This window comes from Bradyrhizobium sp. CCGB20 (genome assembly GCF_024199855.1).
Lineage (GTDB): Bacteria > Pseudomonadota > Alphaproteobacteria > Rhizobiales > Xanthobacteraceae > Bradyrhizobium.
In genome coordinates this window covers 6,240,089-6,267,006 of record NZ_JANADN010000001.1, presented here as the reverse complement: position 1 = coordinate 6,267,006, position 26,918 = coordinate 6,240,089, and the positions used below count along the sequence as shown (strand labels likewise).

Genomic DNA, 26,918 nt, shown 5'->3' with positions numbered 1-26,918 from the left:
TGCCCGAAAAAACATCATCCTATCATGGCGATACACGAGGGCGTGATCCGGCGCCGATCGCCGCTATGGTGAATCCTGGCAAGGACTGACGCGACACGCTTCATGCTTTGTTAGCCCCAAACGTTCACCGTCCCGCACATCGATTAATCCTAATCGAAGTTTGTTGCGTTGCGTACCAGAAGGGTAACAGCTTATGTCCGGTATCGTTCTCTCCTCGTCGGTTCGCCAGAACCTTCTCTCCCTCCAGTCCACTGCTGATCTTCTCGCCACCACCCAGAGCCGCCTTTCGACCGGTAAGAGCGTCAACTCGGCCCTGGACAATCCGACCAACTTCTTCACCGCACAGTCGCTCGACAACCGCGCCAGCGACATCAACAACCTGCTCGATGGTATCGCCAACGGCGTGCAGGTGCTGCAGGCTGCCAACACCGGCATCACCTCGCTGCAGAAGCTGATCGACAGCGCCAAGTCGATCGCCAACCAGGCGCTGCAGACCACCGTCGGCTACTCCACCAAGTCCAACGTCTCCACCACGATCTCCGGTGCGACCGCTTCGGACCTGCGTGGCACCACGTCCTATGCGAGCGCGACCGCGAGCAGCAACGTGCTCTATGACGGCACCGCCGGCGGCACGCATGCGGCAAGCGGCACTACCACGCTCGGCGCGACCATCGGCACCGTGACCGGTGCGGCGGCAACGGCCGGCGACGGCACCACCGCGTTGACCGGTGCGATCACCCTGATCGCGAACGGTGCGGCAACGGCGACCGGCCTGGTCGGCAACGCCCAGCCCGCCGACGGCGACACGCTGACCGTCAACGGCAAGACCATTACCTTCCGCGCGGGTTCTGCCCCGGCGAGCACTGCTGTTCCGTCCGGCTCGGGCGTCAGCGGTAACCTCGTCACCGACGGCAGCGGCAACACCACCGTCTATCTCGGCACCACGACCACGCCGACCGCGACGGTCAACGATCTCTTGACCGCGGTCGATCTGGCCAGCGGCGTCAAGACGGCCTCGATCACCTCGGGTGCTGCGACGATCGCGACCAGCGTCAGCCAGACCGCCTCGAGCGTTGCTGCGGGCGCCGTCACGCTGAAGAGCTCGACGGGCGCTGATCTCGCCGTCACCGGCAAGGCCGACCTGCTCAAGGCTCTCGGTCTGTCCTCGGCGGTCGGCGGCGGCAATGCCACCGTCAACGTCAACCGCACCACCAGCGCGACTTCGCTCGGTGCGACGATCGCCGACGGCTCGACGCTGAACGTCAACGGTAAGGTCATCACCTTCAAGAACGCGCCGACCCCGGGCTCGACCGGTGCTCCGGCCGTTGCCAGCGGCTCCGGCGCGAGCGGTGCGCTCGTCACCGACGGCAGTGGCAACTCGACCGTGTATCTGCAGGCCGGCACGGTTGCCGACGTGCTGAACGCGATCGACCTCGCCACCGGCGTCCAGACCGCGACGGTCGCCGCCAACGGCACCGCGACGCTTGCGGCCGCCACCGGCCAGACCAAATCGTCGGTCAACGCCTCGGGTCAGCTCAAGGTCTCGACCGGCATCAACGCCGACCTGTCGATCACTGGCACCGGCAATGCGCTGAACGCACTCGGCTTCGCCGGCAACACCGGCACCTCGACCGCGTTCAACGCGGCCCGGACTTCGGGCCTGGGCGGCATCGCCGGCAAGACCTTGACCTTCTCCGCGTTCAACGCTGGAACGGCGGTCGACGTCACCTTCGGCGACGGCACCAACGGCACGGTCAAGACGCTCGATCAGCTCAACTCGAAGCTGCAGGCGAACAACCTGTCCGCCACGATCGACGCCAATGGCCTGCTGACGATCTCGACCACCAACGACTACGCGTCCTCGACCATCGGTTCGAGCACCGCGGGTGGCTCGATCGGCGGAACGCTGACCACGGCGCTGACGTTCTCGACGGCTTCCAGCCCCGTCCAGGATACTGTTGCGCAGACGTCCCGTGCCAACCTGGTCAACCAGTACAACAACATCCTGCAGCAGATCGACTCGACTGCGCAGGACTCTTCGTTCAACGGCGTCAACCTGCTGAACGGCGACCAGCTCAAGCTGGTGTTCGACGAAACTGCCAAGTCGAGCCTCAGCATCACCGGCGTGACCTACAACTCGAAGGGTCTGGGCCTCGCCGCGCTGACCAGCGGTGTCGACTTCATCGACAACGCTGCCACCAACAAGGTGCTGACCAACCTGAACACTGCGTCGAGCACGCTGCGTTCGGAAGCGTCGGCTCTGGGTTCGAACCTCACGATCGTGCAGGTGCGTCAGGACTTCAACAAGAACCTGATCAACGTGCTGCAGACCGGCTCGTCGAACCTGACCCTGGCCGACACCAACGTCGAAGCGGCCAACAGCCAGGCGCTGTCGACCCGTCAGTCGATCGCGGTCTCCGCGCTCTCGCTGGCCAACCAGTCGCAGCAGAGCGTGCTGCAGCTGCTCCGCTAATCAGCGGACGACATCGCAACAAGATAGAGCGGCGGGGCTTCGGCCCCGCCGTTTTTGTTTGTCCGGAGAGAGGAGCGGGAGGCTTACCCGTCGTTCGGAAAAGTAACCAGCGGTTATGGTTAATGGAGCGTAAGCGCGGAGAAACGCCAGCAATTTCAGCTTGATTGCCCGCCATGCCAACGTCGTTCGCCGCGTTATGGTGAACCGGTGCTTATGCAGGCGAGGTTCGTTTCACCCTTTGTTAGCCATGTCGCGGCACGCTGTCCCCGTCACTCGATCCGAAGCGATCGAACGAAGACGCGTAAACCAGAAGGGTAAGAGTTATGTCCGGTATTGTTCTCTCTGCGTCGGTTCGCCAGAACCTCCTCTCTCTCCAGTCCACCGCCGACCTCCTCGCCACCACCCAGAACCGTCTGTCGACGGGCAGGAGCGTCAACTCGGCCCTGGACAATCCGACCAACTTCTTCACGGCACAGTCGCTCGACAACCGCGCCAGCGACATCAACAATCTGCTCGATGGTATCGCCAACGGCGTCCAGGTGCTGCAGGCTGCCAACACCGGCCTGACCTCGCTGCAGAAGCTGATCGACAGCGCCAAGTCGATCGCCAACCAGGCGCTGCAGACCACCGTCGGCTACTCCACCAAGTCGAACGTCTCCACCACGATCTCCGGTGCGACCGCGGCCGACCTGCGCGGCACCACGAGCTTCGCCAGCGCGACCGCGAGCAGCAACGTGCTCTATGACGGCACCGCCGGCGGCACGCATGCGGCAAGCGGCACCACCACGCTCGGCGCGACCATCGGCACCGTGACCGGTGCGGCGGCAACGGCCGGCGACGGCACCACCGCGCTGACCGGTGCGATCACCCTGATCGCGAACGGTGCGGCAACGGCGACCGGCCTGGTCGGCAATGCCCAGCCCGCTGATGGCGACACGCTGACCGTCAACGGCAAGACCATTACCTTCCGCGCGGGTTCTGCCCCGGCGAGCACTGCTGTTCCGTCCGGCTCGGGCGTCAGCGGCAACCTCGTCACCGATGGTAACGGCAACACCACCGTCTATCTCGGCACCACGACGACGCCGGCTGCGACGGTCAATGACCTGTTGACCGCGGTCGACCTCGCCAGCGGTGTGAAGACCGTCGCGATCTCGGCGGGCGCTGCGACGATTGCCACCAGCGTCAGCCAGACCGCCTCGAGCGTTGCTGCGGGCGCCGTCACGCTGAAGAGCTCGACGGGTGCTGACCTCGCCGTCACCGGCCGGGCCGACCTGCTCAAGGCTCTCGGTCTGTCCTCGGCGGTCGGCGGCGGCAATGCCACCGTCAACGTCAACCGCGCCACCAGCGCGACTTCGCTCGGCGCGACGCTCACCGACGGTTCGACGCTGAACGTCAACGGCAAGGTCATCACCTTCAAGAACGCGCCGACACCGGGCTCGACCGGTGCTCCGGTCGTTGCCAGCGGCTACGGTGCGAGCGGTGCGGTCGTCACTGACGGCGATGGCAACTCGACCGTGTATCTGCAGGCCGGCACTGTTGCCGACGTGCTGAACGCGATCGACCTTGCCACCGGCGTCCAGACCGCGACGATCGCAGCCAACGGCACCGCGACGTTTGCGCCCGCCACCGGCCAGTCGAAATCGTCGATCAACACCTCCGGCCAGCTCAAGATCGCGACCGGCATCAACGCCGACCTGTCGATCACCGGCACCGGCAACGCGCTGAACGTGTTCGGACTCGCCGGCAACACCGGCAATGCGAACGCCTTCGCCGCGGCCCGGACTTCGGGCCTGGGCGGCATCGCCGGCAAGACCTTGACCTTCTCCTCCTTCAACGGTGGAACGGCGGTCGACGTCACCTTCGGCGACGGCACCAACGGTACGGTCAAGACGCTCGATCAGCTCAACTCGAAGCTCCAGGCGAACAATCTGTCCGCCACGATCGATGCGAACGGCACGCTGACGATCACTGCGTCCAACGACTATGCCTCCTCGACGCTGGGTTCGACCACGGCGGGTGGCTCGATCGGCGGTACGCTGACCACGGCGCTGACGTTCTCGACGGCATCGACGCCGGTCCAGGATGCAGTTGCGCAGACGGCGCGCGCCAATCTGGTGTCTCAGTACAACAACATCCTGAACCAGATCGACACGACTGCGCAGGACTCCTCGTTCAACGGTGTGAACCTCTTGAACGGCGACCAGCTCAAGCTGGTGTTCGACGAGACTGCCAAGTCGAGCCTCAGCATCACCGGCGTGACCTACAACTCCAAGGGTCTGGGCCTTGCGGCGCTGACCGTCGGTGTCGACTTCATCGACAACGCCGCGGCCAACCGGGTGCTCACCAACCTGAACGCCGCCTCGAGCACGCTGCGGTCGGAAGCCTCGGCGCTCGGTTCGAATCTCTCGGTCGTGCAGATCCGTCAGGACTTCAACAAGAACCTGATCAACGTGCTGCAGACCGGCTCGTCGAACCTGACCCTGGCCGACACCAACGTCGAAGCGGCCAACAGCCAGGCGCTGTCGACCCGCCAGTCGATCGCGGTCTCGGCACTGTCGCTGGCCAATACGTCGCAGCAGAGCGTGCTTCAGCTGCTCCGCTAATAACCAGCTGAAATTACGAGATAAAATCCGGCGGCGGGGCTTCGGCCCCGCCGCTTTTTTGTTGCCGAAGAGCCCGTGCGAAACCGGAGGAGGGGGCGCTAACCGCCCATTAACCGTATCCCTTAAGTGGCCGTTAACCATACTTTAAAGGACAGGTCCTAAAACTGGACAAACGCCCGCTTCCAGACCCGAGCGGCCGATTCGTATCCGGTTCAAGAGGAAGACCTGCCAATGTCCAACATCGTTCTCTCGGCGTCAGTTCGCCAGAACCTGTTGTCGCTGCAGTCGACGGCCGATCTCCTGGCCACGACGCAGGAGCGGCTGTCGACCGGCAAGAAGGTCAACACGGCCCTCGACAATCCCACCAACTTCTTCACGGCGCAGGGGTTGGATAACCGGGCGAGCGACATCAGCAACCTGCTCGACGGCATCAACAACGGTGTCCAGGTGCTGCAGGCGGCCAACACCGGCATCACCTCGCTGCAGAAGCTGATCGACAGCGCGAAATCGATCGCCAACCAGGCGCTGCAGACCACGGTCGGCTACTCCACCAAGTCCAACGTCTCGACCACGATTCCCGGCGCGACGCCGGCCGATTTGCGCGGCACGACCTCCTATGCGAGCGCGACCGCCAACAGCAACGTGCTCTATACCGGTGCGCCCGGTGGCGTGACCCCGGTGACGGCCAGCGCCGCACTCGGCGCTGCGCTCGGCGCCAACGCCGGCACGCTGGCTGGCTCCGCCGCCACGGCCGCCGACGGTACGACGGCGCTGGCCGGCACCAACACGCTGATCGGTGCGACGGCTGCGACCACCTTCGGTGCGTCTCCGGCAGACGGCGACTCGATTGCCGTCAACGGCAAGACCGTGACGTTCCGCACCGGCGCTGCGCCTTCCGCGCAGCCCACCGGCTGGGGTCTCGATGCCAGCGGCCATATCGCCACCGACGGCAATGGCAACTCGATCGTCTATATGGGCACGACCGGCACACCGACCGGTACGGTCAGCGACCTCCTGACCGCGATCGATCTGGCGAGCGGCGTCAAGAGCGCAACCATCAGCGCCGGCGCTGCGACGATTGCGACGAGCGGTGCGACCGTTGGTACGGTTCAGACGCCATCGTCCATCGCGGCGGGTGTCGTCACGCTGAAGAGCTCGACCGGCGCGGATCTGAACGTGACGGGCAAAGCCGACTTCCTCAAGGCGCTTGGGCTGACCGCGGCCACCGGTGCGGGCAATGCCAGCGTCAGCGCGAACCGTTCGACGACCACGGGCTCGCTGGGGTCGCTGGTCCAGGACGGCTCGACGCTCAACATCGACGGCCACACGATCACGTTCAAGAACGCGCAGACGCCCCAGTCGGCAGCAAGCGTGACCTCGGGCGGTGTCAACGGCAACGTCGTCACCGACGGCAACGGCAACTCGACCGTCTATCTCCAGAGCGCGACGCTGACCGACCTGCTCAACTCGATCGACCTCGCCACCGGCGTGAAGACCGCGAGCATCTTCAATGGCGCAGCGACGCTCTCGACGACCGCCGGCCAGATCCCGTCGTCGGTGAATTCCAGCGGTCAGCTGGCGCTCTCGACCGGCATCAACGCCGATCTTTCGATCACCGGCACCGGCAACGCGCTCAACGCGTTCGGTCTCAGCGGCAATACGGGAACGGCGACCGCGTTCAGCGCGGCGCGCACCTCAGGCGTCGGCGGCGTCAGCGGCAAGACGCTGACCTTCACCTCCTTCAATGGCGGTACGCCCGTCAACGTCACCTTCGGCGACGGCACCAACGGCACGGTCAAGACGCTGGACCAGCTCAATGCGCAGCTCCAGGCCAACCATCTGACGGCGACCATCGACGCCAACGGCGTGCTCACGGTGACCACCGTCAACGAGTACGCGTCCTCGACGCTCGGCTCGACGGTCGCTGGCGGCGCGGTCGGCGGCACGCTCACTGGCATCCTGGCGTTCACCACGGCCCAGCCGCCGGTGCAGGATCCCGTCGCGCAGACCGCGCGCTCGAACCTGGTCAACCAGTTCAACAACATCCTCGCGCAGATCGACACGACCTCGCAGGACTCCTCGTTCAATGGCGTCAACCTGCTCAACGGCGATACGCTGAAGCTCGTCTTCAACGAAACCGGCAGCTCGACGCTCAGCATCAACGGCGTGGTGTTCAACGCAGCCGGCCTCGGTCTGTCCAACCTCGTCAACGGTGTCGACTTCATCGACAACGGCGCCACCAACAAGGTGCTGGCGAGCCTGAATGCGGCCTCGAGCACGCTGCGCTCGGAAGGCTCCGCGCTCGGTTCGAACCTCTCGATCGTGCAGGTGCGTCAGGACTTCTCGAAGAACCTGATCAACGTGCTGCAGACCGGCTCGTCCAACCTGACGCTCGCCGACACCAACGAGGAAGCGGCCAACAGCCAGGCGCTGTCGACCCGCCAGTCGATCGCGGTGTCCGCGCTGTCGCTCGCCAACCAGTCGCAGCAGAGCGTGCTGCAGCTGCTCCGCTAAGCTCGCCGCGCAGGATCGCAATACGAGATATCGCGGCGGGGCTAATGCTCCGCCGCTCTTTTTACGGAGATCGCTAAGGCCGGATTAGCTGAGATTGATGCGCATCATGCGAGGCGGTTTACAGCGTGCATGTGCGCATCTAGCTTTGCGAGGAAGTACTCTGCGACCCGTAATAATCCGGAGTGCTTCCAAGCACACACGTAAGCAAATCTTAAGCGGTGCTGCCTAGGGTTGGGAAAGAAATCCTTAAGCGCGTTCAACGGGCTAGGTAACCTCCAGGGTGTGATTGATGTCGAATTCTGCTGCCTCGGCCTACGCGCGCGTTGCAACGACCACCGCATCTCCTCGCGACGTTGAGGCGCAAACCCTGCTCAAGGCCGCCAACAAGCTCCAGGACGCGATCAACAACGCCGACCCGTTCAGCGAGCAGACCACGCAGGCGCTGATGTTCAACCGCAAGCTCTGGACGATCTTTCTGAGCGAGGCGATGCGCGACAACAATCCGCAACCGCTCGACGTGCGGCAGCAGATCGCCAACATCAGCGTGTTCGTGCTGAGCCAGACCGCGGCGCTCCAGATGAGCCCGCAGTTCGATCACTTCCGCCCGCTGATCGAGATCAACCGGAATATCGCCGCCGGTCTGTCCGGCCGTCCGTGAAGGGACGGGCTGTCTGCGCACGAAGCTCGCGCTGACCACTATCGGCAAGGCCCAGGCCAAGAACGTCGTGACCGATCTCGCGACCGGTTCGACCTATCTCGACACCGCCGTTACCACGCGCGACACCTGAATGTCAGGCGCTGAGGTCCGTATTGAGCGGACGCGAGGGCTGCGACTTCAGATCCTCTGCATGGAAATAGGCCCGCCGGCGCAGCATCGCTTCATCGGGGAACTGGTTGACCACCGCGTCGGTCTTGTCGTTGACCACCTGAAACACGAAGGATGCAGCCGCCTGGTCGAATACGACCTGGCGCGAGATATTCTCGTTGGTGTGGGGATCCGCGCGTACGGGCGCACTGCTATCGCTTGCAGCGACCGCCTGGCTTACCGGCAAATCGGTTTGCACGGCTTCGTTCGCCGCCGAATTCGACGTCGTTATGATCTGCGCGGGGGCCGGTATCCCCACCGGCCTGATGCTGAAATCTGTACTCATGGCAGCCTCCTGGTTGCCTCACGTGAGTCAAATCCCAACCCCTCTCAATGCGCAACCATGGAACACCAGGATTGAACACCCGGTAAGCAAACGTGCCTAACCGCGCGACGATATCGTCGCGCGGTTTTTCGTAAAATTATCGCTTGTTATGGCGTGCGCTCAGAGCGAGCGGCTGACCGCGAGCGGGGTGATGTGGCGCGGGCCCGGAGTGGCGCGGCGGCCCGCCGCCGTATAGGTGTTCGGCACGTTGCGCTTCTGGATCTCGGCGTTGACGCCGCGCACCACGCTTTCGGAGACCGCGTGTGCGGTCGCGAGCACGGTGAGATTGACCTGGAGCATCGCGCGGAACGCATCGTGGTGCCGATGCAGCGTCGAGAGCAGCTCGGGCGCGGATTTCGCGAGCTGGGCCTGGTTCGCCTTCAGCTCGCTGACGGCGCCGACGTAGTTTCGCGACAGCTCCTGCTTCTTGCTCTCGAGAGTCATCGCCTCGCGGACCTTGCCGGCACGAACCAGCTCGGTCTCGCGCTCGATCAGTCCGAGCAGGGCGCTCATTGCATCCATCAGCTGCTCGGCGACCTTGCGCGCCTCGGCGTTGCCGGGTGCGGTGTTCGGGCGCTGCGCTTGCACCGGCTGACGTGAGGCGTTGAAGTGGTTCATCTCGGTTGACCTTATGCCGTGCGGATCGTTTTCGCCTGCTGCATGATGAGGGTGCGGTAGACTTCGGTGGCGACGCCGACGCCGCCGGCCTTGGCGAAGTTCTTGGAATATTGCTCGGTCAGCATCGAGCGCCACACGCCGGTGCCGGGCGTGTCGCCGAACGGACCTTCGCCCTTCAGGCCCGAAGTCATCTGCGAGAACATGCTGTTGAGGAACATCGCCTCGAAATCGGTGGCGGTCTTCTGCGCCTTGGCTTGCTGCTGCGGCGAGACCTTTTGCAGGGCGCTCGCGAGCTCGAAGTCGGGGCGGCCGTTGCGGCTCTCCACGGAGAAGGCCGAGGAGGCGGCGGCGCGCGGGGTGTTGATCATGCTGGTCTGCATCACATCACCTCGATGTCGGCTTCGATCGCGCCGGCGGCCTTGATCGCCTGGAGGATGCTGATGAGGTCGCGCGGGCCGATGCCGAGGCCGTTGAGGCCGTCGACGAGCTGCTGAAGCGAGACGCCGTCCTTGACGACGGCGAACTTCTTGCCGTCCTCGGTGACGCTGACGCCGGTCCGCGGCGTGACCACGGTGCGCCCCCGCGACAGCGGGTTGGGCTGGCTGACCTGCGGGCTCTCGGAGATGGTGACGGTGAGGTTGCCTTGCGCCACTGCGACGGTGGCGACACGGACGTCGCGGCCCATCACGATGATGCCGCTTCGTTCGTCGATGACGATCTTGGCGGCAAGGTCGGGATCGACCTGGAGCTGCTCGATCTCGGTGAGGAAGGCGACGACGTTGCCCTTGAACTCCGGCGGGATCGAAAGCTGCACAGTCGAGGGATCGATCGGTTCGGCGGTCTTGACGCCGAGATAGTCGTTGATCGCGGCCGCGATCCGCTTGGCCGTGGTGAAGTCGGCGTTGCGCAGCGCGAGCCGCACGTTCGGCAGCCGATTGAGCGCAAACTCGATCTCGCGTTCGATGATGGCGCCGTTGGCGATGCGGCCGACGGTCGGAACGCCGCGCACGATCTTCGCCGCTTCGCCCTCGGCCTGGAAACCGGAGATCGCGAGCGAGCCCTGTCCGACCGCGTAGACGTTGCCGTCGGCGCCGAGCAGCGGCGTGACCAGCAGGGTGCCGCCGCGCAGGTCCTTGGCGTCGCCCAGCGCGGAGACGGTGACGTCCATGCGCGTGCCCTGGGTGGCGAAGGCCGGCAGATTGCCCGTGACCATCACGGCGGCGACGTTGCCGGTGCGGATGGTGGCGCCGCGGATGTTGACGCCCATGCGCTCGAGCATCGCCTGCAGCGACTGCTTGGTGAAGGGAATGTTGTTGAGCGTGTCGCCGGTGCCGTTGAGGCCGACGACGAGGCCGTAGCCGATGAGCTGGTTCTGCCGCACGCCCTCGATGTTGGCGAGGTCCTTGATGCGCGAAGTCGCGCTTGCAGACGTGACCGAGAGCGCCAGCGCTGACAGCGCGGCGCAGGCCACCCCAACAATCCTCACCCAACGAACGCCTGGCATCCTCTGCTCCCCGAGGCTCCTCAAATCCCGGACCAATCCCGACACTCCCATGACGAGCTGGTCCGACGCTTTCCTTGCGAGCGCTGTGCCAACGCGGGGCAGAGGGGTTACGCGATTGAATAGGTTGAATAAATCTGTTTCGACCGGTGTCAGCGAGCGTTCTCCGTGAGGAGCGAAACTGCCGCCTGTCGGCAGATTTTGCCGGGCTGTTTACGCGCCGTTAACCATAAGACGGCGAAGGTGACGGCATCGATCACCCGGATTGCTGCGATGCGCATCTACGGACCGAACGGCACCACGCTTGGAGCGCCGGCCAGCCAGGCCAGGCGGACGAGCTCCGGCACCTTCGTACTGCCCGATACCTCGTCGGCTCAGGAGACGAGGGGTGCTGCCGCACCGAAGGCCGCCGCGAACATCGACGGGCTGCTCGCACTGCAAGGCATCGAGGAAGATCCGGTCGAACGCCGCAAGCGCTCGGTCGCCCGTGGCAAGACCGCGCTCGACGTGCTCGACGATCTCAAGATGGGACTTCTGTCCGGCAATCTCGACGCGTCGACCGTGATGCGGCTGCGCGATGCCGCGGCGAACCTCAAATCGTCCTCGGGCGATCCCGGTCTTGATTCCGTGCTGTCCGAGATCGAGCTGCGCGTCGAGGTCGAGCTCGCCAAGGCCGGGCAGGCTTAGCGCTTACGCCGCTTCATCCTTCTGCTGCGCGTCGTAGCGGCGTTGGGCCGCGAGCACATCTTTCAGATTCTGTTCCGCCCAATCGCGCAGGGGATCGACGGCGCCGGCGAGCGTTACGCCGAGCTGCGTGATCGAATATTCCACCGTCACCGGCACGGTTGCGATGGCGTGACGCTTGATCAGGCCGTCGCGCTCGAGCGACTTGAGAACCTGGCTCAACATCTTCTGAGAAATGCCTTCAATCGTGCGGCGCAACTGATTGAAGCGCATCGGCTCCTCGCGCAACAGCAGCAGGATCAGCACCGCCCATTTGTCGCCGACGCGATCGAGGATCTGGCGCGTGGGGCAGTTCGCTGCATAGACGTCTGGCTTCATCGTCGGGTCCTCTGGATCCGTTGAGTTGCTTGCCGGCTGGCGCGGTGGTGACGCGTACCGGTTACTCGAGCGTAATCAGGTAAGCACAAAGTGCTCTCTTAACACCAGCATTCTTTGAGATATCTAGTCACCATTAGTTACTAGAGAAGCAAAGGAGCCTTCCATGAAAATCGCAGTCGCCGGCGCCTCGGGCCGGGCCGGGTCGGAGATCACCAAGGAACTGTCGCGCCGCGGCCACGCGGTCACGGCCATCGCCCGGAACCCGGAGAAGATCGCGACCCTGTCGAACGTCACGCCGACCAAGGGCGACGTGCTCGACCAGGCCGGCCTCGCCAAGCTGTGGGCCGGGCACGATGTCGCCGTGAGTTCCGTGCACTTCCTGGCCAGCGATCCGCTCAAGCTCATCGGCGCGGCAAAGGACTCGAAGGTGGGTCGCTACCTCGTTGTCGGCGGAGCCGGCAGCCTGGAAGTCGCTCCCGGCGTCAAACTGGTCACAACCCCTGGTTTTCCGGCTCAATACAAGGCCGAGGCCGAAAAAGGCGGGGACTTCCTCGACCTGTTGCGGCAGGAAAAGGACCTGAACTGGACCTTCATCTCGCCATCGGCGCTGTTCATCGAGGGGGAACGGACGGCCAAGTTCCGGCTCGGCACCGATCAGCTTCTCGCAGATGCGAACGGGAAAAGCTGGATCACCTTCGCCGACTACGCCATTGCGCTCGCCGACGAGATCGAACGGCCCGCCCATTTGAGGCAGCGTTTCACGGTCGGCTACTGAGTTCTCGGCCGCCCCCGGGCTTTTCCGGATAAACCTTCCTGTGCAAGGGTTTGGGGGCGGTAACCGAGGGATTAAGGAAATATTGTCTGTCACAGGAGGCCGCTATATAAGGCCCCGCTCAACGGACCTCGTTCCGTTAGCGAGTCGTTGATTAGACAGATAGGCCGCCCTTGGAAAAGTTGAAAAACTACCGACCGACCGAAAAAGAGCCTTTCATGAACGACCGGCAGAAGGAGTACTTCCGTTTGAAGCTCCTCGCCTGGAAGGATGAGATCCTCAAAGAGTCCAAGCTCACCCTGCAAGCCCTGCAGGAGGAGAACGTGAACCACCCCGATCTCGCCGATCGGGCATCGTCCGAAACCGACCGCGCTATCGAACTCCGCGCCCGCGACCGCCAGCGTAAGTTGATCGCCAAGATCGACGCCGCGCTCCAGCGGATCGAGGACAACACCTACGGCTATTGCGAGGACACCGGCGAGCCGATCTCGTTGAAGCGGCTCGAAGCCCGGCCCATCGCGACGCTCTCGGTGGAAGCGCAGGAGCGCCACGAGAAACGCGAGAAGGTCTACCGCGACGAATAGAGTCCGAGCCGCAGAGATGCGGCTCTTTGTTTGTGGACGCAGGGCGCCGTTTCGCGCCGTGATCGGCATTTTGCCTGTCTGCTACCGCCGCGCGCCCAGCGCGTGAGCGCAATCGCGAAAAGTGAATCGCGATCAATGGGCTAGACTCCATTCCTCCGAGCTCACGCAAGTTCGGATGAGAAACAGCCTTCACTTCAGGTGCGGGGGATTTTGCGAGTCGCATCAACGAGATCGACCCGAACGTTGAGACGCGGATCCGGCAGCATCAAGCATCGCTGCAATCAGGCCTCATGCGACGCCGCAAGGCGTGCATCGCCATAGAGCCTGGACCAGCTCAATATTTCCTTAAACGCCGGCAACAGCCCGTAAGCCGCATCCGTCAGCTCGTACTCCACCCGCAATGGCTTCTCCGCGAAGGCGGTTCGCGACACCAGTCCGTCCTGCTCGAGCTCGCGCAGTTGCGTGGTCAGCATGTGCTGGGTGATGCCGCCGATCGATCGCCGCAATGCGCCGAACCGGACTGCGCCGTTCATCAGCGCGAACAGGATCTCGAGTTTCCACTTGCCGCCGAGCGCATGGATCGCCCGCTTGAAGTCGGCGAGCAGGGCAGGGTCGGGGCTGCAATCGCAGTCGCCGTCGCAAACGCTGGTCAGGTTTTCCATACCGGTCTCGAAATCCATTCTACTTGTTCCCCTGGCAGATAGTGACCAGATGCGGCCCTGGGCAGGGTGGCGGAACCAATTCGCCGGCTCGCGCAACGAGGGAATTCGGCAATGAGCACTGTTCTGGTCACCGGCGGGTCCGGCTTCGTCGGCATCCATGTGGTCCTGCAACTGATGGCGGCCGGCTACAAGGTGCGAACGACGGTGCGCCGGCCGGACCGGCGGGACGAAGTGCTGGCGATGCTGCGCGAGGGCGGGGCGGCTTCGCCGGAAAGCCTGTCCTTCTTCACCGCGGACCTCACGGCGGACGAGGGCTGGCGCGAGGCGGTTGAGGGCTGCGACTACGTGCTCCATGTGGCCTCGCCATTGTCGACCAGTGTTCCCAGGGACGAGAACGACATGATCATCCCGGCCCGCGACGGCACGCTGCGGGTGCTGCGTGCTGCGCGCGAGGCCGGCGTCAAGCGGGTCGTCGTCACCTCGTCGCTGGGCGCGATCGGCTACGGCCATCCATCGCGCGAAAAGCCGTTCGACGAGACCGACTGGACCAATCTCGACGGCGCCGACGTGCAGCCCTACATCAAATCCAAGACGCTCGCCGAGCGCGCGGCCTGGGATTTCGTCGCACGCGAGGGCGGCGGGCTCGAATTGTCGGTCGTCAATCCCGCCGGCATCTTTGGTCCCGTGCTGGGGCCGGACTTCTCCGGCTCGATCGAAATCGTCAAATCGCTGCTCGACGGCGCCATGCCGGCGGTGCCGCGGGTCTATTTCGGCGTGGTCGACGTGCGCGACGTGGCCGATCTGCATCTGCGGGCGATGACGGCGCCCGAGGGGAAGGGCGAGCGTTTCATCGCGGTCTCCGGCGAGACGATGTCGATCCTCGATATCGGCAAGGTGCTGCGGCGGGAACTGGGGCCCAGGGCGCGACGGGTTCCGCGGCTCCAGGCCCCGGACTGGCTGGTGCGGCTGGCCGCGAACCGGATTCCGCTGCTGCGCGCGGTCGTGCCGATGCTTGGAAGGGTGCGGCATTCCACCAGCGCCAAGGCGAGGTCGCTGCTCGGCTGGCAGGCCCGTTCCAACGATGAGGCGATCCTCTCGACGGCCGAGAGTCTGATCCGGCTCGGCCTCGTCAAGGGCTGAGGGCGCCCTGGGCCTCCTTCGGCCCGCGCTTGTCACGCCCCCGCGGGGATGCTGAAGTGCCGACCTCGATTGCGTAGCGTGGGAGGCGGCGCCGATGGACAATATGCTCAAAGCCGCAAAGGCGATCGCGCTGGCGCGCCGCAACCATGCGCCGCTCGCGGCGCTGGACCGCCCGCCCGCCGACGAAGCCGAGGGCTACCAAGTCCAGCGTGCGCTGCACGATCTCCTGCTGCCGCATGTCGGGCCGCTCGTTGGTTACAAGATCGGCTGCACCAGTCAGGTGATGCAGGACTATATCGGCATCCCGCATCCCTGCGGCGGCGGCGTGTTCCAGAAGGGCGTGTACGAGAGCGGGGCCAAGCTCGCGGCCGCCGATTATGTCCGTGTCGGCGTCGAGTGCGAGATCGCGGTGCGATTGCAGCGTGACCTCGCCGCCGGCGAGGCGCCGTTCACGGCCGAATGGGTCGGCGAGGCCGTCGAGGCCTATCATCCCGCGATCGAGATCGTCGACGACCGCTATGTGAAGTGGGAATCGCTGGGCGCACCGACGTTGATCGCCGACGATTTCTTCGCCGCCGGCTGCGTGCTGGGTGAGGTGGTGCCGCGCTCGTCCGTCCCGGATCTGAAAGCGGTCAAGGGCCGCGCCATCGTCAATGGCGAAGAGGTCAGCCACGGCACCGGCGCCGACGTGCTCGGCCATCCCCACAACGCACTCGCCTGGCTCGCCAACCATCTCGCCGCCGAGGGCAAGGGCTTGCATGCCGGGCAGCTCGTTCTCACCGGGAGCCTGGTCAAGACGCTGTGGCTGAAGGCCGGCGACAAGGTGCGGATGGAGTTGGACGGGCTGGGAACTGTGGAGGCGGAGTTTACCTGATCTCTCCACGCCGTCATTGCGAGGAGCGAAGCGACGAAGCAATCCAGGCTACCTCCGCGGAGACAGTCCGGATTGCTTCGCTGCGCTCGCAATGACGACATCTGGAGCGTCGCCGCCGCAAAATACATGCGGCCCTCGCCAGGGGAGCTAGCGAGGGCCGCGTAGTACATCGTCGTTCGCGCCTAGGTTCGCGAACACGATGTGGGAGCTCGGGAGAAGCTTAGAAGGGCAGCAGCACGTCCATGACTTGCTGGCCGTAGCGCGGCTGCTGCACGTCCATGATCTGGCCGCGGCCGCCGTAGGCGATACGGGCCTGCGCGATCTTGGTGGAATCGATGGTGTTGTCGCTCTGGATGTCTTCGGGGCGGACGATGCCGGCGACGATGAGCTCGCGGATCTCGTAGTTGACGCGGATCTCCTGCTTGCCCTCGACCACGAGGTTGCCGTTCGGCAGCACCTGGGTGACGACCGCGGCGACGTTGGTCTGCAACGCTTCCGTGCGGTTGACCGAGCCCTTGCCGTCGCTGGAGGCGGTGGAATCGGCGGTGAGGATGCGGCCGGGCAGGATCTTGTTGGCCTGAGTGATCGTCTGGGCGCCGATGAAGTCGGTGATACCCGAATTTTCCGAATTGGTGCGGCTGCGCTGGGTCTCGTTGGCGATGTTGGCCTTGTCGGTGATGTTCACGGTCACGGTCAGGAGGTCGCCGATCTGGCGGGCGCGCTGGTCCTTGAAGAAGGCGCGGCTGCCGTTGCGCCACAATGAGTTCGGGTTGTAGGAGGCGACTTCCGGCTTCGGCATCGGCATCTGTACCGGCTTGTAGCCGGGCTGCGTCGTCGGATTGTCGATCGCCGACAATTTCGGTTGCTCGCCGATCTGCGACAGGCGGTCGATCGAGGAGCAGCCGCTCGCCAGCGCGCAAACCGCCAGCAGCAGGGCAGAGATCGCGACGCGACGAAGACGGGAAGCCGAACTGAACGTGGACATGACTTACTCTGACTTGGCTGGAGCTTGCGAGACGCGAACTTGCGGGATCTGGGCTTGGGCGATTTGAGCTTGAGCGGCTTGCGCCTGAGCGGCCTGGGCCTGAGACGCTGGGGCCTGGGTCAGGCTCCGGGCGAGGGCCGCGGCGGCGGTGGGAGCCGGCGCTTCGTCGCGCTTGAGCGAGGAGGTCTGCTCGACCGCAGCCGCCATCGGCGCGGACTGGCTGGCGCCCTGGACCGTTACCTGGCCGCGGCCGGTGACGACACCGGTCAACGTGCGCTTGGTCTGGAGGTTGAGGACGCTCACCGTGTCGCCCTCCGCGCCGCTCTCGATCGCCTTGCCGCGGGTGGTGAGGTAGATCCCGGGAACCTGGTAGATGACGGTGACGCTCTGGTCGCGCGATACGAAGTCGGGCTTGACGATATCGGCGACGCGGATCGGCGTGCCCGAGCGCATCGGCCGGCGGAGCTGCATGCCGATGCTGCGGTCGCGCGAGGCGGGCTCGCCGGTGACCTCGGCCTTCGGCCGGCGCTCCAGCGTGATGTCGGAGGACTTCAGGAGATCGGCGCGGTCGATGTCGCGCGTCAGCACGGCCACTTCCACCGTCTCGATCGCGGTGCCGGTGAAGCGCAGCTTGGTCGGCGTCGGATTGGTGTCGTTGCTGATCTCGAAGGCGATGTCGAAACGGCCGCTGCGGGCGTCATAGCGGGTTGCGGCCGGCTGGAGCGCACCGGTGTTGGAGGCGTCGAGCCGCATGTCGGCGACGCCGCGGTCGAACGTGACGGCGATGTTGGCGGCGTCCCCAAGGCCGAAGCGGCGCTCGAGCGCCGAGGCCACCGCGGTTTCGAGGTCCTTGTTGGCGAGCGTGCGGGCGAGGCGGGTGACCTGGACTTCCTTGATGTCGCCGGTCATCACGCCGATCACCTGTTTGGCGCGCAGCACCGACAGCACTTGCGCGACCGGCAGCGCGCCGGTGGTGCCGAGATCGGGCGAGCGGTAGACCGGGACGAGTGCGGCCGATCCGGCGTTGTCGATGAGATCGCCGACCCGCACCACGTCCGAGGTGACGGTGACGCTGGCGCGCAGCGTCGGCGTTGCGATGACATCGTCGGCGGCCTCGGCCGGCAGCGCCAGCGCGAGCAGGGCGGAGATGGTGGCAAGGGTGGTGCGGATCATCGTCATCACCTCAGCGGAACAGCGCCGTGGTCGATTGCATCATCTGGTCGGCGGCGCTGATCACCTTGGCGTTCATCTCGTAGGCGCGCTGGGCGGCGATCAGGTCGCTCATCTCCGACACGACGTCGACATTGGCCTGCTCCAGGCTGCCCTGCGTGATCTTGCCGTAGCCTTCGGCGTTCGCGGTGCCGTCCTGCGGCGGGCCGGAGGAGGGCGTTTCGGTGAACTGGTTGCTGCCGACGGGCTGCAAACCCGCCTTGTTGATGAACCGGGTCACGCCGATCTGGCCGATGATCGAGGAAGTCGACGAGCCCGGCAGCGTCACCGAGACCTGGCCCTGCTCGCTCACGGAGATGCCGGACGCGTTATTCGGGATGGTGATGGTCGGCTGCACCGGGTTGCCCTGCGCCGTGACGACGCGGCCCTGATTGTCCATCTGGAAGGTGCCGTCGCGCGTGTATTGATAGGTCCCGTCGGGCATCAGGATCTTGAAGAAGCCTTCGCCCGACATGGCGAGGTCGAGATCGTTGCCGGTCTGCGACAGCGTGCCCTGCGTCATGCTGCGCGGCGTGCCGACGGTCTTGACGCCGCCGCCGATGTCGACGCCGACAGGCAGGATGGTGCCCTGGTCCGAGGCCTGCGCGCCGACGCGGCGGACGTGCTCGTAGATCAGGTCCTGGAACGCCGCGGTCTGCTTCTTGAAACCGGTGGTGCGCAGGTTGGCGATGTTGTTGGAGATGACCTGGACGTTGAGTTCCTGGGCCGCCATTCCGGTCGCAGCGGTGTGGAGCGCTTGCATGTCAGTGATCCCCTAATCAGGCCGGAACGTCGGCGAGCTTCTCGATCGCCGATTTGTGGAGGTCGCTCTGCTGCTGGAGCAGATTGGCGATGGCGGTGTAGCTGCGCATGACTTCGACCATGCGGCTCATCTCGCCGACCGAGTTCACGTTCGACTTCTCGATATAGCCCTGCTGCACGGTCGACTTGGTGGCGGCCTGCTGGTTGGCGGAGCCGGTGTCATAGAGATTGGCGCCGAGCTTGGTCAGCCTGGTCGGATCGTCGAACGACACCATGCGGATCTTGCCGCGGATCGAATCGGTCCTGGCCGTGCCCTCGAGCACCGTGATGGTGCCGTCCGGGGCGACGTTGATGTCGTGGTCGGTCGGCTGGAAGGTGATCGGGCCGCCGGTGCCGAGCACGAGGTTGCCGTCGGAGGTGACGAGCTGGCCGGTGCTGTTGAGCGAGAATTTGCCGTCGCGGGTGTAGCGCTCGCCGCCATTGGCCTGCACCGCGAAATAGGCGTCGCCGGTGATCGCCATGTCGAGCGGGTTCTTGGTCATCTCCATCGGCCCCTGGCCGACGTCGCGGAAGGTGCCGCGGTCCTGCACATAGGAGACCCGGCGGTCGGACGCGATGAAATTGTCCTCACGCGCGTTCGAGTTGAGGAACTCCTCGAACAGCGAATGGTCGGCCTTGAAGCCGTTGGTGTTGGCATTGGCGACGTTGTTGGCGATGACATCCATCTGCCGTTCCAACGTCATCTGCCGTGACAAGCCGATCAGAAGCGCGTTCTGCATCGGAAATCTCCCCTGAGTGAGCCTGCCACCTCGCTCTCCCAAGCGCCTTGGCGGACCCGTGAATGAGGCCGTCAGATTCTCCCAAACCCTCCGGTCTCGGTCCTCTCTCAGCGAAAGCCGTGCCAACTCAGAAAATTACGTAATTTCAATGCCTTGTTGATTTTCGAGGGGCTGGGCGAGGCGGCAGAAAGGTTCTGTTAGCCATGTTTGCCCGGCAGATTTTTCCTAGTGGAGGCCCAATCGAAAGATTCCGTTAACCATTATTACCGTAGCGTTTGCGTGTAAGAGGAGCGCACTGCGCTGGGGCATTTGTATCGCGTCACTGTCTGCCAGGAGGCTTCGCTCTTTCGATTCCTTATGAGATGAGCGAGCCGATCGACCATGGCAGACAATGAAGCGGAAGGCGGCGCAGCCGCCGAAGGCGCGGAAGCCGCTCCGCCGAAGAACAAGCTCAAGCTCATCATCATGGCTGTCGGCCTGCTTGCCGTCCTCGGCGGTGGTGCCGCGACCTGGTTCTTCTTTTTCCGTCATGGCGACGACGAGCATCACGCCGAGGCGGCGCCGCCGCCGAAGCCGCCGGCCTTCGTCGACGTGCCCGACATCATGGTCAACCTCGCCGGCGCGCCCGGTGAGCGCGTGCAATATCTGAAGCTCAAGATCGTGCTGGAGCTGAAGGAAGAGAAGCAGATCGAGGCGATCAAGCCGACCATGCCGCGCATCACCGACATCTTCCAGACCTATGTGCGCGAGCTGCGCTCCTCTGACCTCAACGGGTCCGCCGGCGTCTTCCGCCTCAGGGAAGAGCTGACCAAGCGCGTCAACGCGGCGGTTTCCCCGATCCAGGTCAGCGCGGTGCTGTTCAAGGAAGTCGTGATCCAGTGAGCATGATGGTCTAGGGATCATGGCGGGCAACGAACAAGTCGACCAGGATGCAATTGCCGCCCAATGGGAGGCCTCGCTCGATTCCGAGGATCCCGCGGAGGCCGCGAAGGCTGCTGCCGAAAACGAGCTATCCGAGACCATGGCCCTGCAATGGGCGGCCATGGTCGAGGACGGCAGCCGCGATCTCGGCACCGGCAAGAATTCCGGCGAGCGGGTGCTGTCGCAGGAGGAGATCGACAACCTCCTCGGCTTCACCGTCGGCGACGTCACCCTCGACGACCATTCCGGCATTCGCGCCATCATCGATTCGGCGATGGTCTCCTACGAGCGTCTACCGATGCTCGAAATCGTCTTCGACCGCCTGGTGCGGTTGCTGACGACCTCCTTGCGCAATTTTACCTCCGACAACGTCGAAGTCTCGCTCGACCGCATCACCTCGGTGCGCTTCGGCGACTACATGAACTCGATCCCGCTGCCGGCCGTGCTCTCGGTGTTCAAGGCCGAGGAGTGGGAAAACTTCGGCATGGCGACGGTCGATTCCAGCCTGATCTACTCGATGATCGACGTGCTGCTCGGCGGCCGCCGCGGCTCGAGCCAGCTCCGCATCGAGGGCCGGCCCTACACCACGATCGAGACCGAGCTGGTCAAGCGGCTGGTCGAGGTGGTGCTGGCCGATGCCGAGCAGGCGTTCCGGCCGCTGTCGCCGGTGACCTTCACGATCGACCGGCTCGAGACCAACCCGCGTTTCGCCGCGATCAGCCGGCCCGCCAATGCGGCGATCCTGGTGCGCCTGCGCATCGACATGGAAGACCGCGGCGGCAACATCGAGCTGCTGCTGCCCTATGCGACCATCGAACCGATCCGGGGCGTGCTGCTCCAGATGTTCATGGGCGAGAAGTTCGGCCGCGACCAGATCTGGGAAGGCCATTTCGCCACCGAGATCGTGCAGGCCGAGATCGCCGTCGATGCCGTGCTCTACGAGGCCGACATCCCGCTCAAGCAGCTGATGCGGCTCAAGGTCGGCGACACGCTGCCGCTCGAGATGCGCGCGGATGCCGCCGTGACCGTGCGCTGCGGCGACGTCACCCTGACCGAGGGGCGGATGGGCCGGGTCGGCGACCGCGTCGCCATCCGCGTGACGAAACCCTTGCGCAAGCCAAGTACGACACTTGCGATGTTCGAGAAGGTCGACGAGCAGAACAAGATGATGGAGGCCCCATGAACCACTCCCTGGGAATGGCGATCGAGACGTTGGTGGCTATCCTGCTGATGCTGACGATCGTCTACTGCGTCATGCTCAACAAGCGGCTGACGCGGCTGAAGGCGGACGAGCATTCGCTGAAGGCGGTCATCGGCGAGCTGATCACCGCCACCGAGATCGCCGAACGCGCGATCGGCGGGCTGAAACTCGCCGTCCGCGACGTCAACGAGAACCTCGGCAGCCAGCTTGCGGCGGCGACGCAGATGTCGGACCAGCTCTACAAGCAGCTCGGCGAAGCCGACAACGTGGTGCGGCGCCTGTCCAAGATCGCGATCGCCGCGCGCCCCGTGACGAGCCCGGAAACGGTTGCGACGCCGACCGCCAAGCCCTCGTCGGCGAAGGCGGTGGCGGCTGCGGCCGAAGCCTTCTCCGAGCGCCGACGATCCAACGGTCTTGCCGCATAAAGTCAGGGTATGAAGTCCTTCCGTAACATCCGCGTCATTCCGGTCGTTCTGGTCGCCGTCGCAGGGCTTGCCACGCTCAAGGTCGTGGGCCTCGTGATCAATGGCGGCTATGTGTTCGACTACCAGCCGAGCCAGGTGAAAAAGTCCTGGGCGCAGGAGAATCTGAACTTCCCAACCGGCCGCGAGGACCCCGACATCACGGGATCGACCCATGGCGCGCCGAAGGAGGCGCCGAAGCCCGCCGCACCCGAGACCAAGCCCGAGGGCACCGTGGTCAAGATGGACGAGGCCCAGCCGCAGGTCTCGGCCTCCGAGCGCGCGATCCTGGAACGCTTGCAGTCGCGCCGCCAGGAGATCGAGGCCCGCCAGCGCGAGATCGACATCCGCGAGAGCCTGCTCAAGTCGGCCGAGAAGCGCATCGAGAACAAGGTCGAGGAGATGAAGGCGGTGGAATCCCGCATCTCCGCGACCCAGGCCGAGCAGAAGGCCGCCGAAGCCCAGCGCATGAAGGGCCTCGTGACCATGTATGAGGGCATGAAGCCCAAGGACGCTGCGCGGGTGTTCGACCGGCTCGAGATGAGCGTGCTGATCGAGATCGCCTCCCAGATCGCGCCGCGAAAGATGTCGGACATCATGGGAGTGATGTCGCCGGAGGCCGCCGAGCGGCTGACGGTCGAGATGGCCCGCCGGGCCAATGGCGGCGGCGATCAATCGGCCTCGGCCGGCGACCTCCCCAAGATCGACGGCAAGCCGACGCAAAAGCCGAATTGAGGGCTCATACTTAAGAAGTCCTTAATTGGCAAAACCTACATTCGAGGGCAGGGGCCGGCACCAGTGCCGGTGCGAGCCGTCGAACCGGAAGACATGCCGCCAATGGCGCAGAAGGCTGCCGATGGATTGTGGTCGCGAGCCAGCGCTTTGGTGCGGGGGCTGTCGCGTCATGTCCGCAAGGCGCGGGTGCTGGCGGCCTGCCTTCTGATCGGCTTCAGTGCACCCGCCCGTTCCGCCGATGCGATCCGGGGCGAGGCGACTTTCTCGGCCGGCGGTGGCTTTGCCCGCCTCGTGATCAAGCTCGGCGAGGACGTTCCCTCCGAGGTGACCACGGCCGGCTCCATCCTCATCATTCGCTTCGACCGGGCGGTCGACGTTCCCGTCGACCGCGTTCCGGAAGGTGCGCCCGATTACGTCAATTCTGCCCGCCGCGATCCCGACGGCGGCGCCATCCGCCTGTCGCTGGCGCGGCGCGTCACCGTCAACACCATGAACGCTGGCGAGCGCACCTTCATCGACCTCTTGCCGGAAGGCTGGAAAGGGCCGCCGCCAAGCCTGCCCATGGACGTGGTCAAGGAACTGGCCGAGCGTGCGCGTGTCGCCGAACGTGCCTTGCGCGCCCAGCGCGCCGCGGCCGAGACCAAGAAGCGTCCGCAGATCCGCGTCCGTGCCTCGGTGCAGCCGACCTTCGTCCGCTTCGTGTTCGAGATGCCCGACGGTGTCGGCGTGTCCTCCGTGCTCAACGAGCAGAAGCTCACGCTCGCGTTCAACGCCAATCTCAATTTCGATCTGGCGGACGCCGTCGTCGCCGCGCCGCCGAACGTCGCCTCGATCAAGCAGAAGGCCGACATCGACCAGACCAGTGTCGAGATCGCCCTGATCGGCGATTCCGACGTGCATTCCTTCCGCGACGACAAGAACTACGTCGTCGATATCTCGTTCCAGCCCGACAAGGGCAAGACCGCCGCAACGGCCGAGTCCATTATCGCGCAGGCCAAGCCTGCCGCCGGTCATGGACCCGCGCCTGAAAAGCCGGCGGCCGAGAAGCCGAAGGACGCTCATCGCGAGGTTACGCCGCCGACGTCGGAGACGATCGCGCGCGAAGCCAAGATCGATGTCAAACCCGAGGTGAAGCCGGAAGCTCCGGCGGCGATGCCGACCGTTGAAGCGCCGAAGCCGGCGCCGGCTCCTGCGGCCGAAGCTGCGGAGGCGCCCAAGGAAGTGTCGAAGCCTGCACCTTCAGCAACGGAAGCTGCGGTCGCGCCCGTCAAGCCCGCGGCGGCCGAAGCGCCCAAGGAGGTCGTAAAGGAGCCGGTCAAGGAAAGCGTCAAGGCTGCGCCTGCGGAGGCTCCGGCCGCGCCGCAGCCCGCTGTCGCCGGCGTCGACGTGCGCCGCGACAGCGACGGCTTGCGCGTGATCTTTCCGCTTCAGGTCGCAACGCCTGCGGCGGCGTTCCGCCGTGGCGATACGGTGTGGCTGGTGTTCGATACGCCGAAGCCGATCGACGTCGAGGCGATCCGCAGCAGGGGCGGCGCGATGATCGGCGAGGTCAGCCGCATGCCGCTCGACAAGGGGCAGGCGGTGCGCATCCGTCTCACCCGGCCGCTGGTCTACTCGCTGACGAGCGAGGAGGTCGGCAAGGAGACCAACTGGCTGCTGACCCTCGCCGACAAGATCCAGGCGACGCCGCTGCCGCTGATGATGTCGCGCAACATCACCGACCCCGCGCTCGCCAATATCGCGATCCCCTTCGGCAATCCGGGCCAGTTGCACAAGCTGACCGATCCCGACGCCGGCGACACGCTCTATGTCGTCACCGGGCAGCGGCCGGTGCGCGGCTTCATCAAGCGGCAGGACCTCGTCGATCTCTCGCTGCTCGAATCCGCGCACGGCATCGCGATCCGGCCGAACTCCGACGAGGTCGGCATCGAGGTCGGATCCGACAAGGTCATTCTCGGCAAGAAGGGCGGACTGACGCTGTCGCCGGTCGACATCTCGGCCGAACGTGCGCCGACCGCGGTGCGGCCGGTCTTCAGTCCGGAAGGCTGGCGCAAGGGCCAGTCGGAGGATTTCTGGACGCGCCAGGGCAGCCTGATCACGGCGATCTCGGCCGTCGAGCCGGCGCAGCGCTCGCTGCCGCGGCTCGATCTCGCGCAGTTCTACATGTCGCGCGCCATGTACCACGAAGCCAAGTCGGTGACCGACTTGATGCTGAGCGATCCCCTCAACAAGGAGGAGAGCGGCGCGCTGATCATGCATGCGATCGCGAGCATCCTGATCGGCCGTCCCGCGCAGGGGCTGAAGGATCTCGCCAATCCCGTGATCGGCAACAGCCACGATTCCCAGCTCTGGAAGGCGCTCGCCTATGCGCGCCAGGGCAAATGGGCGGATGCCCGCGAAAAGTTCAAGAACGTCGAATTCGCCATCGCCTCGCTGCCGATCGACATCCAGCGCATCGTGACGATGGAGGCGATGCGCGCCTCGCTCGAGGTGAAGGACTACGCCGGCGCCTCCAAGCGCCGCAGCGAGATCGAGGTGGTCGGCATTTCGCCTGAGGCGGCGCCCGGTTTTGCCGTGCTGCGCGGCCGGCTTGCCGAGGCGCTCGGGCACGACAAGGACGCGCTCGACGACTACAAGTTCGCGGTCGCCTCGAACGATCGTCAGGCGGCGGCCGAGGCCAAGCAGCTCGAAGTGGCGCTGCGGCAGAAACGCGACGAGATCACCAAGGAAGACGCGCTGCGCGAGCTCGAGACGCTGTCGATGACCTGGCGGGGCGACTCGATCGAGGTCAAGACGCTGCAGATGCTGTCGCAGATCTATGCCGAGAACGGGCGCTACCGGGACGCGCTCAGGGCGGCGCGCACCGCGACAAAGCTCCAGCCGAACGCCGAGGCCTCGCGTCAGGCGCAGGACCTTGCCTCCGACCTGTTCACGCAGATCTTCCTGGGGCCCAAGGGCGACGAGCTGCCGCCGGTCGAGGCGCTCGGGATGTTCTACGAGTTCCGCGAGCTGACGCCGATCGGCCGCCGCGGCGACGAGCTGATCCGCCGCCTGGCCGACCGTCTCGCCTCGATCGACCTGCTCGACCAGGCAGCCGAGCTGCTGCAATACCAGGTCGATCACCGCCTCGAAGGCGCCGCCCGCGCCCAGGTCGCCGCGCGCCTGTCCATGATCTACCTCGCCAATCGCAAGCCCGACATGGCGATCTCGGCGCTGCGCGCGAGCCGCATCAGCGATCTCTCCGGCGAGCTGCGGCAGCAGCGGCTGCTGCTGGAGGCGCGCGCGCAAAGCGACGTCGGCCGCCACGATCTCGCGCTCGACATCGTCTCCAACGTTTCCGGTCGCGAGGTGCTCCGCCTGCGCTCCGACATCTTCTGGGCGGCGCGGCGCTGGCGTGAATCCGCCGAGCAGATCGAGCTTTACTACGGCGACCGTTTCCGCGACTTCAAGCCGCTCAACGCGGTGGAGAAGAGTGACATCATCCGCGCCGCCGTCGGTTATGCGCTCGCCGACGACTCGATCGGCCTGTCGCGCTTCCGCGAGAAATATGCGCCGCTGATGAGCGAGAGCGCGGACCGCGTCGCCTTCGACATCGCGAGCAAGCCGGCCGCGTCCTCCAGCGCCGAATTCGCCGAGATCGCCAAGCTCGCCGCGAGCGTCGACACGCTCGACGGCTTCCTGCGCGAGATGAAGCAGCGCTTCCCCGACGCCACCGCCCGCGCACCGGCCTCGCCGCAGGCCAAGGACGAGGCCGACCACACCGGCTCGCTGCCCACGATCCCCGTCGTGCGGCAGATCAAGATGACGCGGTAGGAACCCTGCTACCTCTGGGCCTCTCGACAGGTGCCGCGCGAGGCGGCAACCTGAGCATC

The 26,918-nt window shown here is 65.2% G+C and carries 24 protein-coding genes; 14 read left to right on the top strand and 10 right to left on the bottom strand.

Annotated elements, in window-relative coordinates:
* Nucleotides 1–193: 193 nt before the first annotated feature.
* The 4 genes from NLM15_RS29495 (at nucleotide 194) to flaF (ending at nucleotide 8,248) form a co-directional block, all read left to right on the top strand.
* Nucleotides 194–2,473 carry a DUF1522 domain-containing protein gene (locus NLM15_RS29495; protein ID WP_254121288.1) on the top strand — a complete coding sequence of 760 codons (2,280 nt, stop codon included), beginning with the start codon at nucleotides 194–196 and terminating at the stop codon, nucleotides 2,471–2,473.
* A 323-nt stretch (nucleotides 2,474–2,796) separates the two neighbouring features.
* Complete coding sequence (locus NLM15_RS29490) at nucleotides 2,797–5,076, top strand: DUF1522 domain-containing protein (protein WP_254121287.1); 2,280 nt, start codon at nucleotides 2,797–2,799, stop codon at nucleotides 5,074–5,076.
* 231 nt (nucleotides 5,077–5,307) lie between these two features.
* On the top strand, nucleotides 5,308–7,590 hold the full coding sequence (locus NLM15_RS29485; protein ID WP_254121286.1) for a DUF1522 domain-containing protein: 2,283 nt from the start codon (nucleotides 5,308–5,310) through the stop codon (nucleotides 7,588–7,590).
* Nucleotides 7,591–7,879: 289 nt separating this feature from the next.
* Nucleotides 7,880–8,248: a flagellar biosynthesis regulator FlaF gene (gene flaF, locus NLM15_RS29480; protein WP_254121285.1), complete on the top strand. Its 369-nt coding sequence runs from the start codon at nucleotides 7,880–7,882 to the stop codon at nucleotides 8,246–8,248.
* A 133-nt stretch (nucleotides 8,249–8,381) separates the two neighbouring features.
* Here the strand turns inward: flaF and NLM15_RS29475 are convergent, their stop codons facing one another.
* From NLM15_RS29475 to NLM15_RS29460, 4 genes are all read right to left on the bottom strand, one after another.
* Entirely contained in the window at nucleotides 8,382–8,741 is a 360-nt protein-coding gene (locus tag NLM15_RS29475; RefSeq protein ID WP_254121284.1) for a hypothetical protein, read from the bottom strand.
* A gap of 159 nt (nucleotides 8,742–8,900) precedes the next feature.
* Nucleotides 8,901–9,398: a hypothetical protein gene (locus tag NLM15_RS29470; protein ID WP_254121283.1), complete on the bottom strand. Its 498-nt coding sequence runs from the start codon at nucleotides 9,396–9,398 to the stop codon at nucleotides 8,901–8,903.
* Between the two features lie 11 nt (nucleotides 9,399–9,409).
* On the bottom strand, nucleotides 9,410–9,778 hold the full coding sequence (flgJ, locus tag NLM15_RS29465) for a flagellar assembly peptidoglycan hydrolase FlgJ (protein ID WP_254121281.1): 369 nt from the start codon (nucleotides 9,776–9,778) through the stop codon (nucleotides 9,410–9,412).
* A complete protein-coding gene (locus NLM15_RS29460) occupies nucleotides 9,778–10,902 on the bottom strand; it encodes a flagellar basal body P-ring protein FlgI (RefSeq protein WP_135214582.1) in 1,125 nt (374 codons plus the stop codon). Before NLM15_RS29460 ends, flgJ begins: the two co-directional genes overlap by 1 nt.
* A 270-nt stretch (nucleotides 10,903–11,172) precedes the next feature.
* On the opposite strand from NLM15_RS29460, the gene NLM15_RS29455 reads away from it, so the two are divergent.
* Complete coding sequence (locus NLM15_RS29455; protein ID WP_254124480.1) at nucleotides 11,173–11,586, top strand: flagellar assembly protein FliX; 414 nt, start codon at nucleotides 11,173–11,175, stop codon at nucleotides 11,584–11,586.
* A 3-nt stretch (nucleotides 11,587–11,589) separates the two neighbouring features.
* Here the strand turns inward: NLM15_RS29455 and NLM15_RS29450 are convergent, their stop codons facing one another.
* The gene (locus NLM15_RS29450; protein ID WP_254121279.1) at nucleotides 11,590–11,961 is read right to left on the bottom strand and encodes a helix-turn-helix domain-containing protein; all 372 of its coding nucleotides are present in this window, start codon (nucleotides 11,959–11,961) and stop codon (nucleotides 11,590–11,592) included.
* A gap of 163 nt (nucleotides 11,962–12,124) precedes the next feature.
* Between NLM15_RS29450 and NLM15_RS29445 the strand changes: the two genes are divergently transcribed.
* Complete coding sequence (locus tag NLM15_RS29445; protein WP_254121277.1) at nucleotides 12,125–12,736, top strand: NAD(P)-dependent oxidoreductase; 612 nt, start codon at nucleotides 12,125–12,127, stop codon at nucleotides 12,734–12,736.
* Nucleotides 12,737–12,951: 215 nt separating this feature from the next.
* Nucleotides 12,952–13,317, top strand: a complete 366-nt coding sequence (gene dksA / locus NLM15_RS29440) for an RNA polymerase-binding protein DksA (protein ID WP_008554760.1) — start codon at nucleotides 12,952–12,954, stop codon at nucleotides 13,315–13,317.
* 281 nt (nucleotides 13,318–13,598) lie between these two features.
* Here the strand turns inward: dksA and NLM15_RS29435 are convergent, their stop codons facing one another.
* Nucleotides 13,599–13,997 carry a helix-turn-helix domain-containing protein gene (locus tag NLM15_RS29435; protein WP_254121275.1) on the bottom strand — a complete coding sequence of 133 codons (399 nt, stop codon included), beginning with the start codon at nucleotides 13,995–13,997 and terminating at the stop codon, nucleotides 13,599–13,601.
* Nucleotides 13,998–14,090: 93 nt separating this feature from the next.
* Between NLM15_RS29435 and NLM15_RS29430 the strand changes: the two genes are divergently transcribed.
* Complete coding sequence (locus NLM15_RS29430; RefSeq protein ID WP_254121273.1) at nucleotides 14,091–15,119, top strand: aldehyde reductase; 1,029 nt, start codon at nucleotides 14,091–14,093, stop codon at nucleotides 15,117–15,119.
* Nucleotides 15,120–15,213: 94 nt separating this feature from the next.
* The gene (locus tag NLM15_RS29425) at nucleotides 15,214–15,993 is read left to right on the top strand and encodes a 2-keto-4-pentenoate hydratase (protein WP_254121271.1); all 780 of its coding nucleotides are present in this window, start codon (nucleotides 15,214–15,216) and stop codon (nucleotides 15,991–15,993) included.
* A gap of 220 nt (nucleotides 15,994–16,213) precedes the next feature.
* Here the strand turns inward: NLM15_RS29425 and flgH are convergent, their stop codons facing one another.
* The 4 genes from flgH to flgF are packed head-to-tail and all read right to left on the bottom strand — an operon-like array spanning nucleotide 16,214 to nucleotide 19,728.
* Entirely contained in the window at nucleotides 16,214–16,978 is a 765-nt protein-coding gene (flgH, locus tag NLM15_RS29420) for a flagellar basal body L-ring protein FlgH (protein ID WP_254121267.1), read from the bottom strand.
* Between the two features lie 3 nt (nucleotides 16,979–16,981).
* The gene (flgA, locus tag NLM15_RS29415; RefSeq protein WP_254121260.1) at nucleotides 16,982–18,151 is read right to left on the bottom strand and encodes a flagellar basal body P-ring formation chaperone FlgA; all 1,170 of its coding nucleotides are present in this window, start codon (nucleotides 18,149–18,151) and stop codon (nucleotides 16,982–16,984) included.
* A gap of 10 nt (nucleotides 18,152–18,161) precedes the next feature.
* Nucleotides 18,162–18,950, bottom strand: coding sequence for a flagellar basal-body rod protein FlgG (gene flgG, locus NLM15_RS29410; protein WP_018642817.1), 789 nt, complete (start codon nucleotides 18,948–18,950; stop codon nucleotides 18,162–18,164).
* Between the two features lie 16 nt (nucleotides 18,951–18,966).
* Nucleotides 18,967–19,728, bottom strand: a complete 762-nt coding sequence (flgF, locus tag NLM15_RS29405; protein WP_254121259.1) for a flagellar basal-body rod protein FlgF — start codon at nucleotides 19,726–19,728, stop codon at nucleotides 18,967–18,969.
* 381 nt (nucleotides 19,729–20,109) lie between these two features.
* Between flgF and fliL the strand changes: the two genes are divergently transcribed.
* The 5 genes from fliL to NLM15_RS29380 all read left to right on the top strand — a co-directional run bounded on the left by fliL (nucleotide 20,110) and on the right by NLM15_RS29380 (nucleotide 26,859).
* Entirely contained in the window at nucleotides 20,110–20,610 is a 501-nt protein-coding gene (gene fliL / locus NLM15_RS29400) for a flagellar basal body-associated protein FliL (protein WP_254121258.1), read from the top strand.
* A gap of 19 nt (nucleotides 20,611–20,629) precedes the next feature.
* Nucleotides 20,630–21,832 (top strand): flagellar motor switch protein FliM, encoded by a 1,203-nt coding sequence (gene fliM, locus NLM15_RS29395; protein WP_254121257.1) that lies wholly within the window; start codon nucleotides 20,630–20,632, stop codon nucleotides 21,830–21,832.
* Nucleotides 21,829–22,275 (top strand): DUF6468 domain-containing protein, encoded by a 447-nt coding sequence (locus NLM15_RS29390; protein ID WP_254121256.1) that lies wholly within the window; start codon nucleotides 21,829–21,831, stop codon nucleotides 22,273–22,275. Before fliM ends, NLM15_RS29390 begins: the two co-directional genes overlap by 4 nt.
* A gap of 9 nt (nucleotides 22,276–22,284) precedes the next feature.
* The gene (locus tag NLM15_RS29385; RefSeq protein ID WP_254121254.1) at nucleotides 22,285–23,046 is read left to right on the top strand and encodes a MotE family protein; all 762 of its coding nucleotides are present in this window, start codon (nucleotides 22,285–22,287) and stop codon (nucleotides 23,044–23,046) included.
* A gap of 102 nt (nucleotides 23,047–23,148) precedes the next feature.
* Nucleotides 23,149–26,859: a tetratricopeptide repeat protein gene (locus NLM15_RS29380; RefSeq protein ID WP_254121252.1), complete on the top strand. Its 3,711-nt coding sequence runs from the start codon at nucleotides 23,149–23,151 to the stop codon at nucleotides 26,857–26,859.
* The last annotated feature ends 59 nt before the right edge of the window (nucleotides 26,860–26,918 follow it).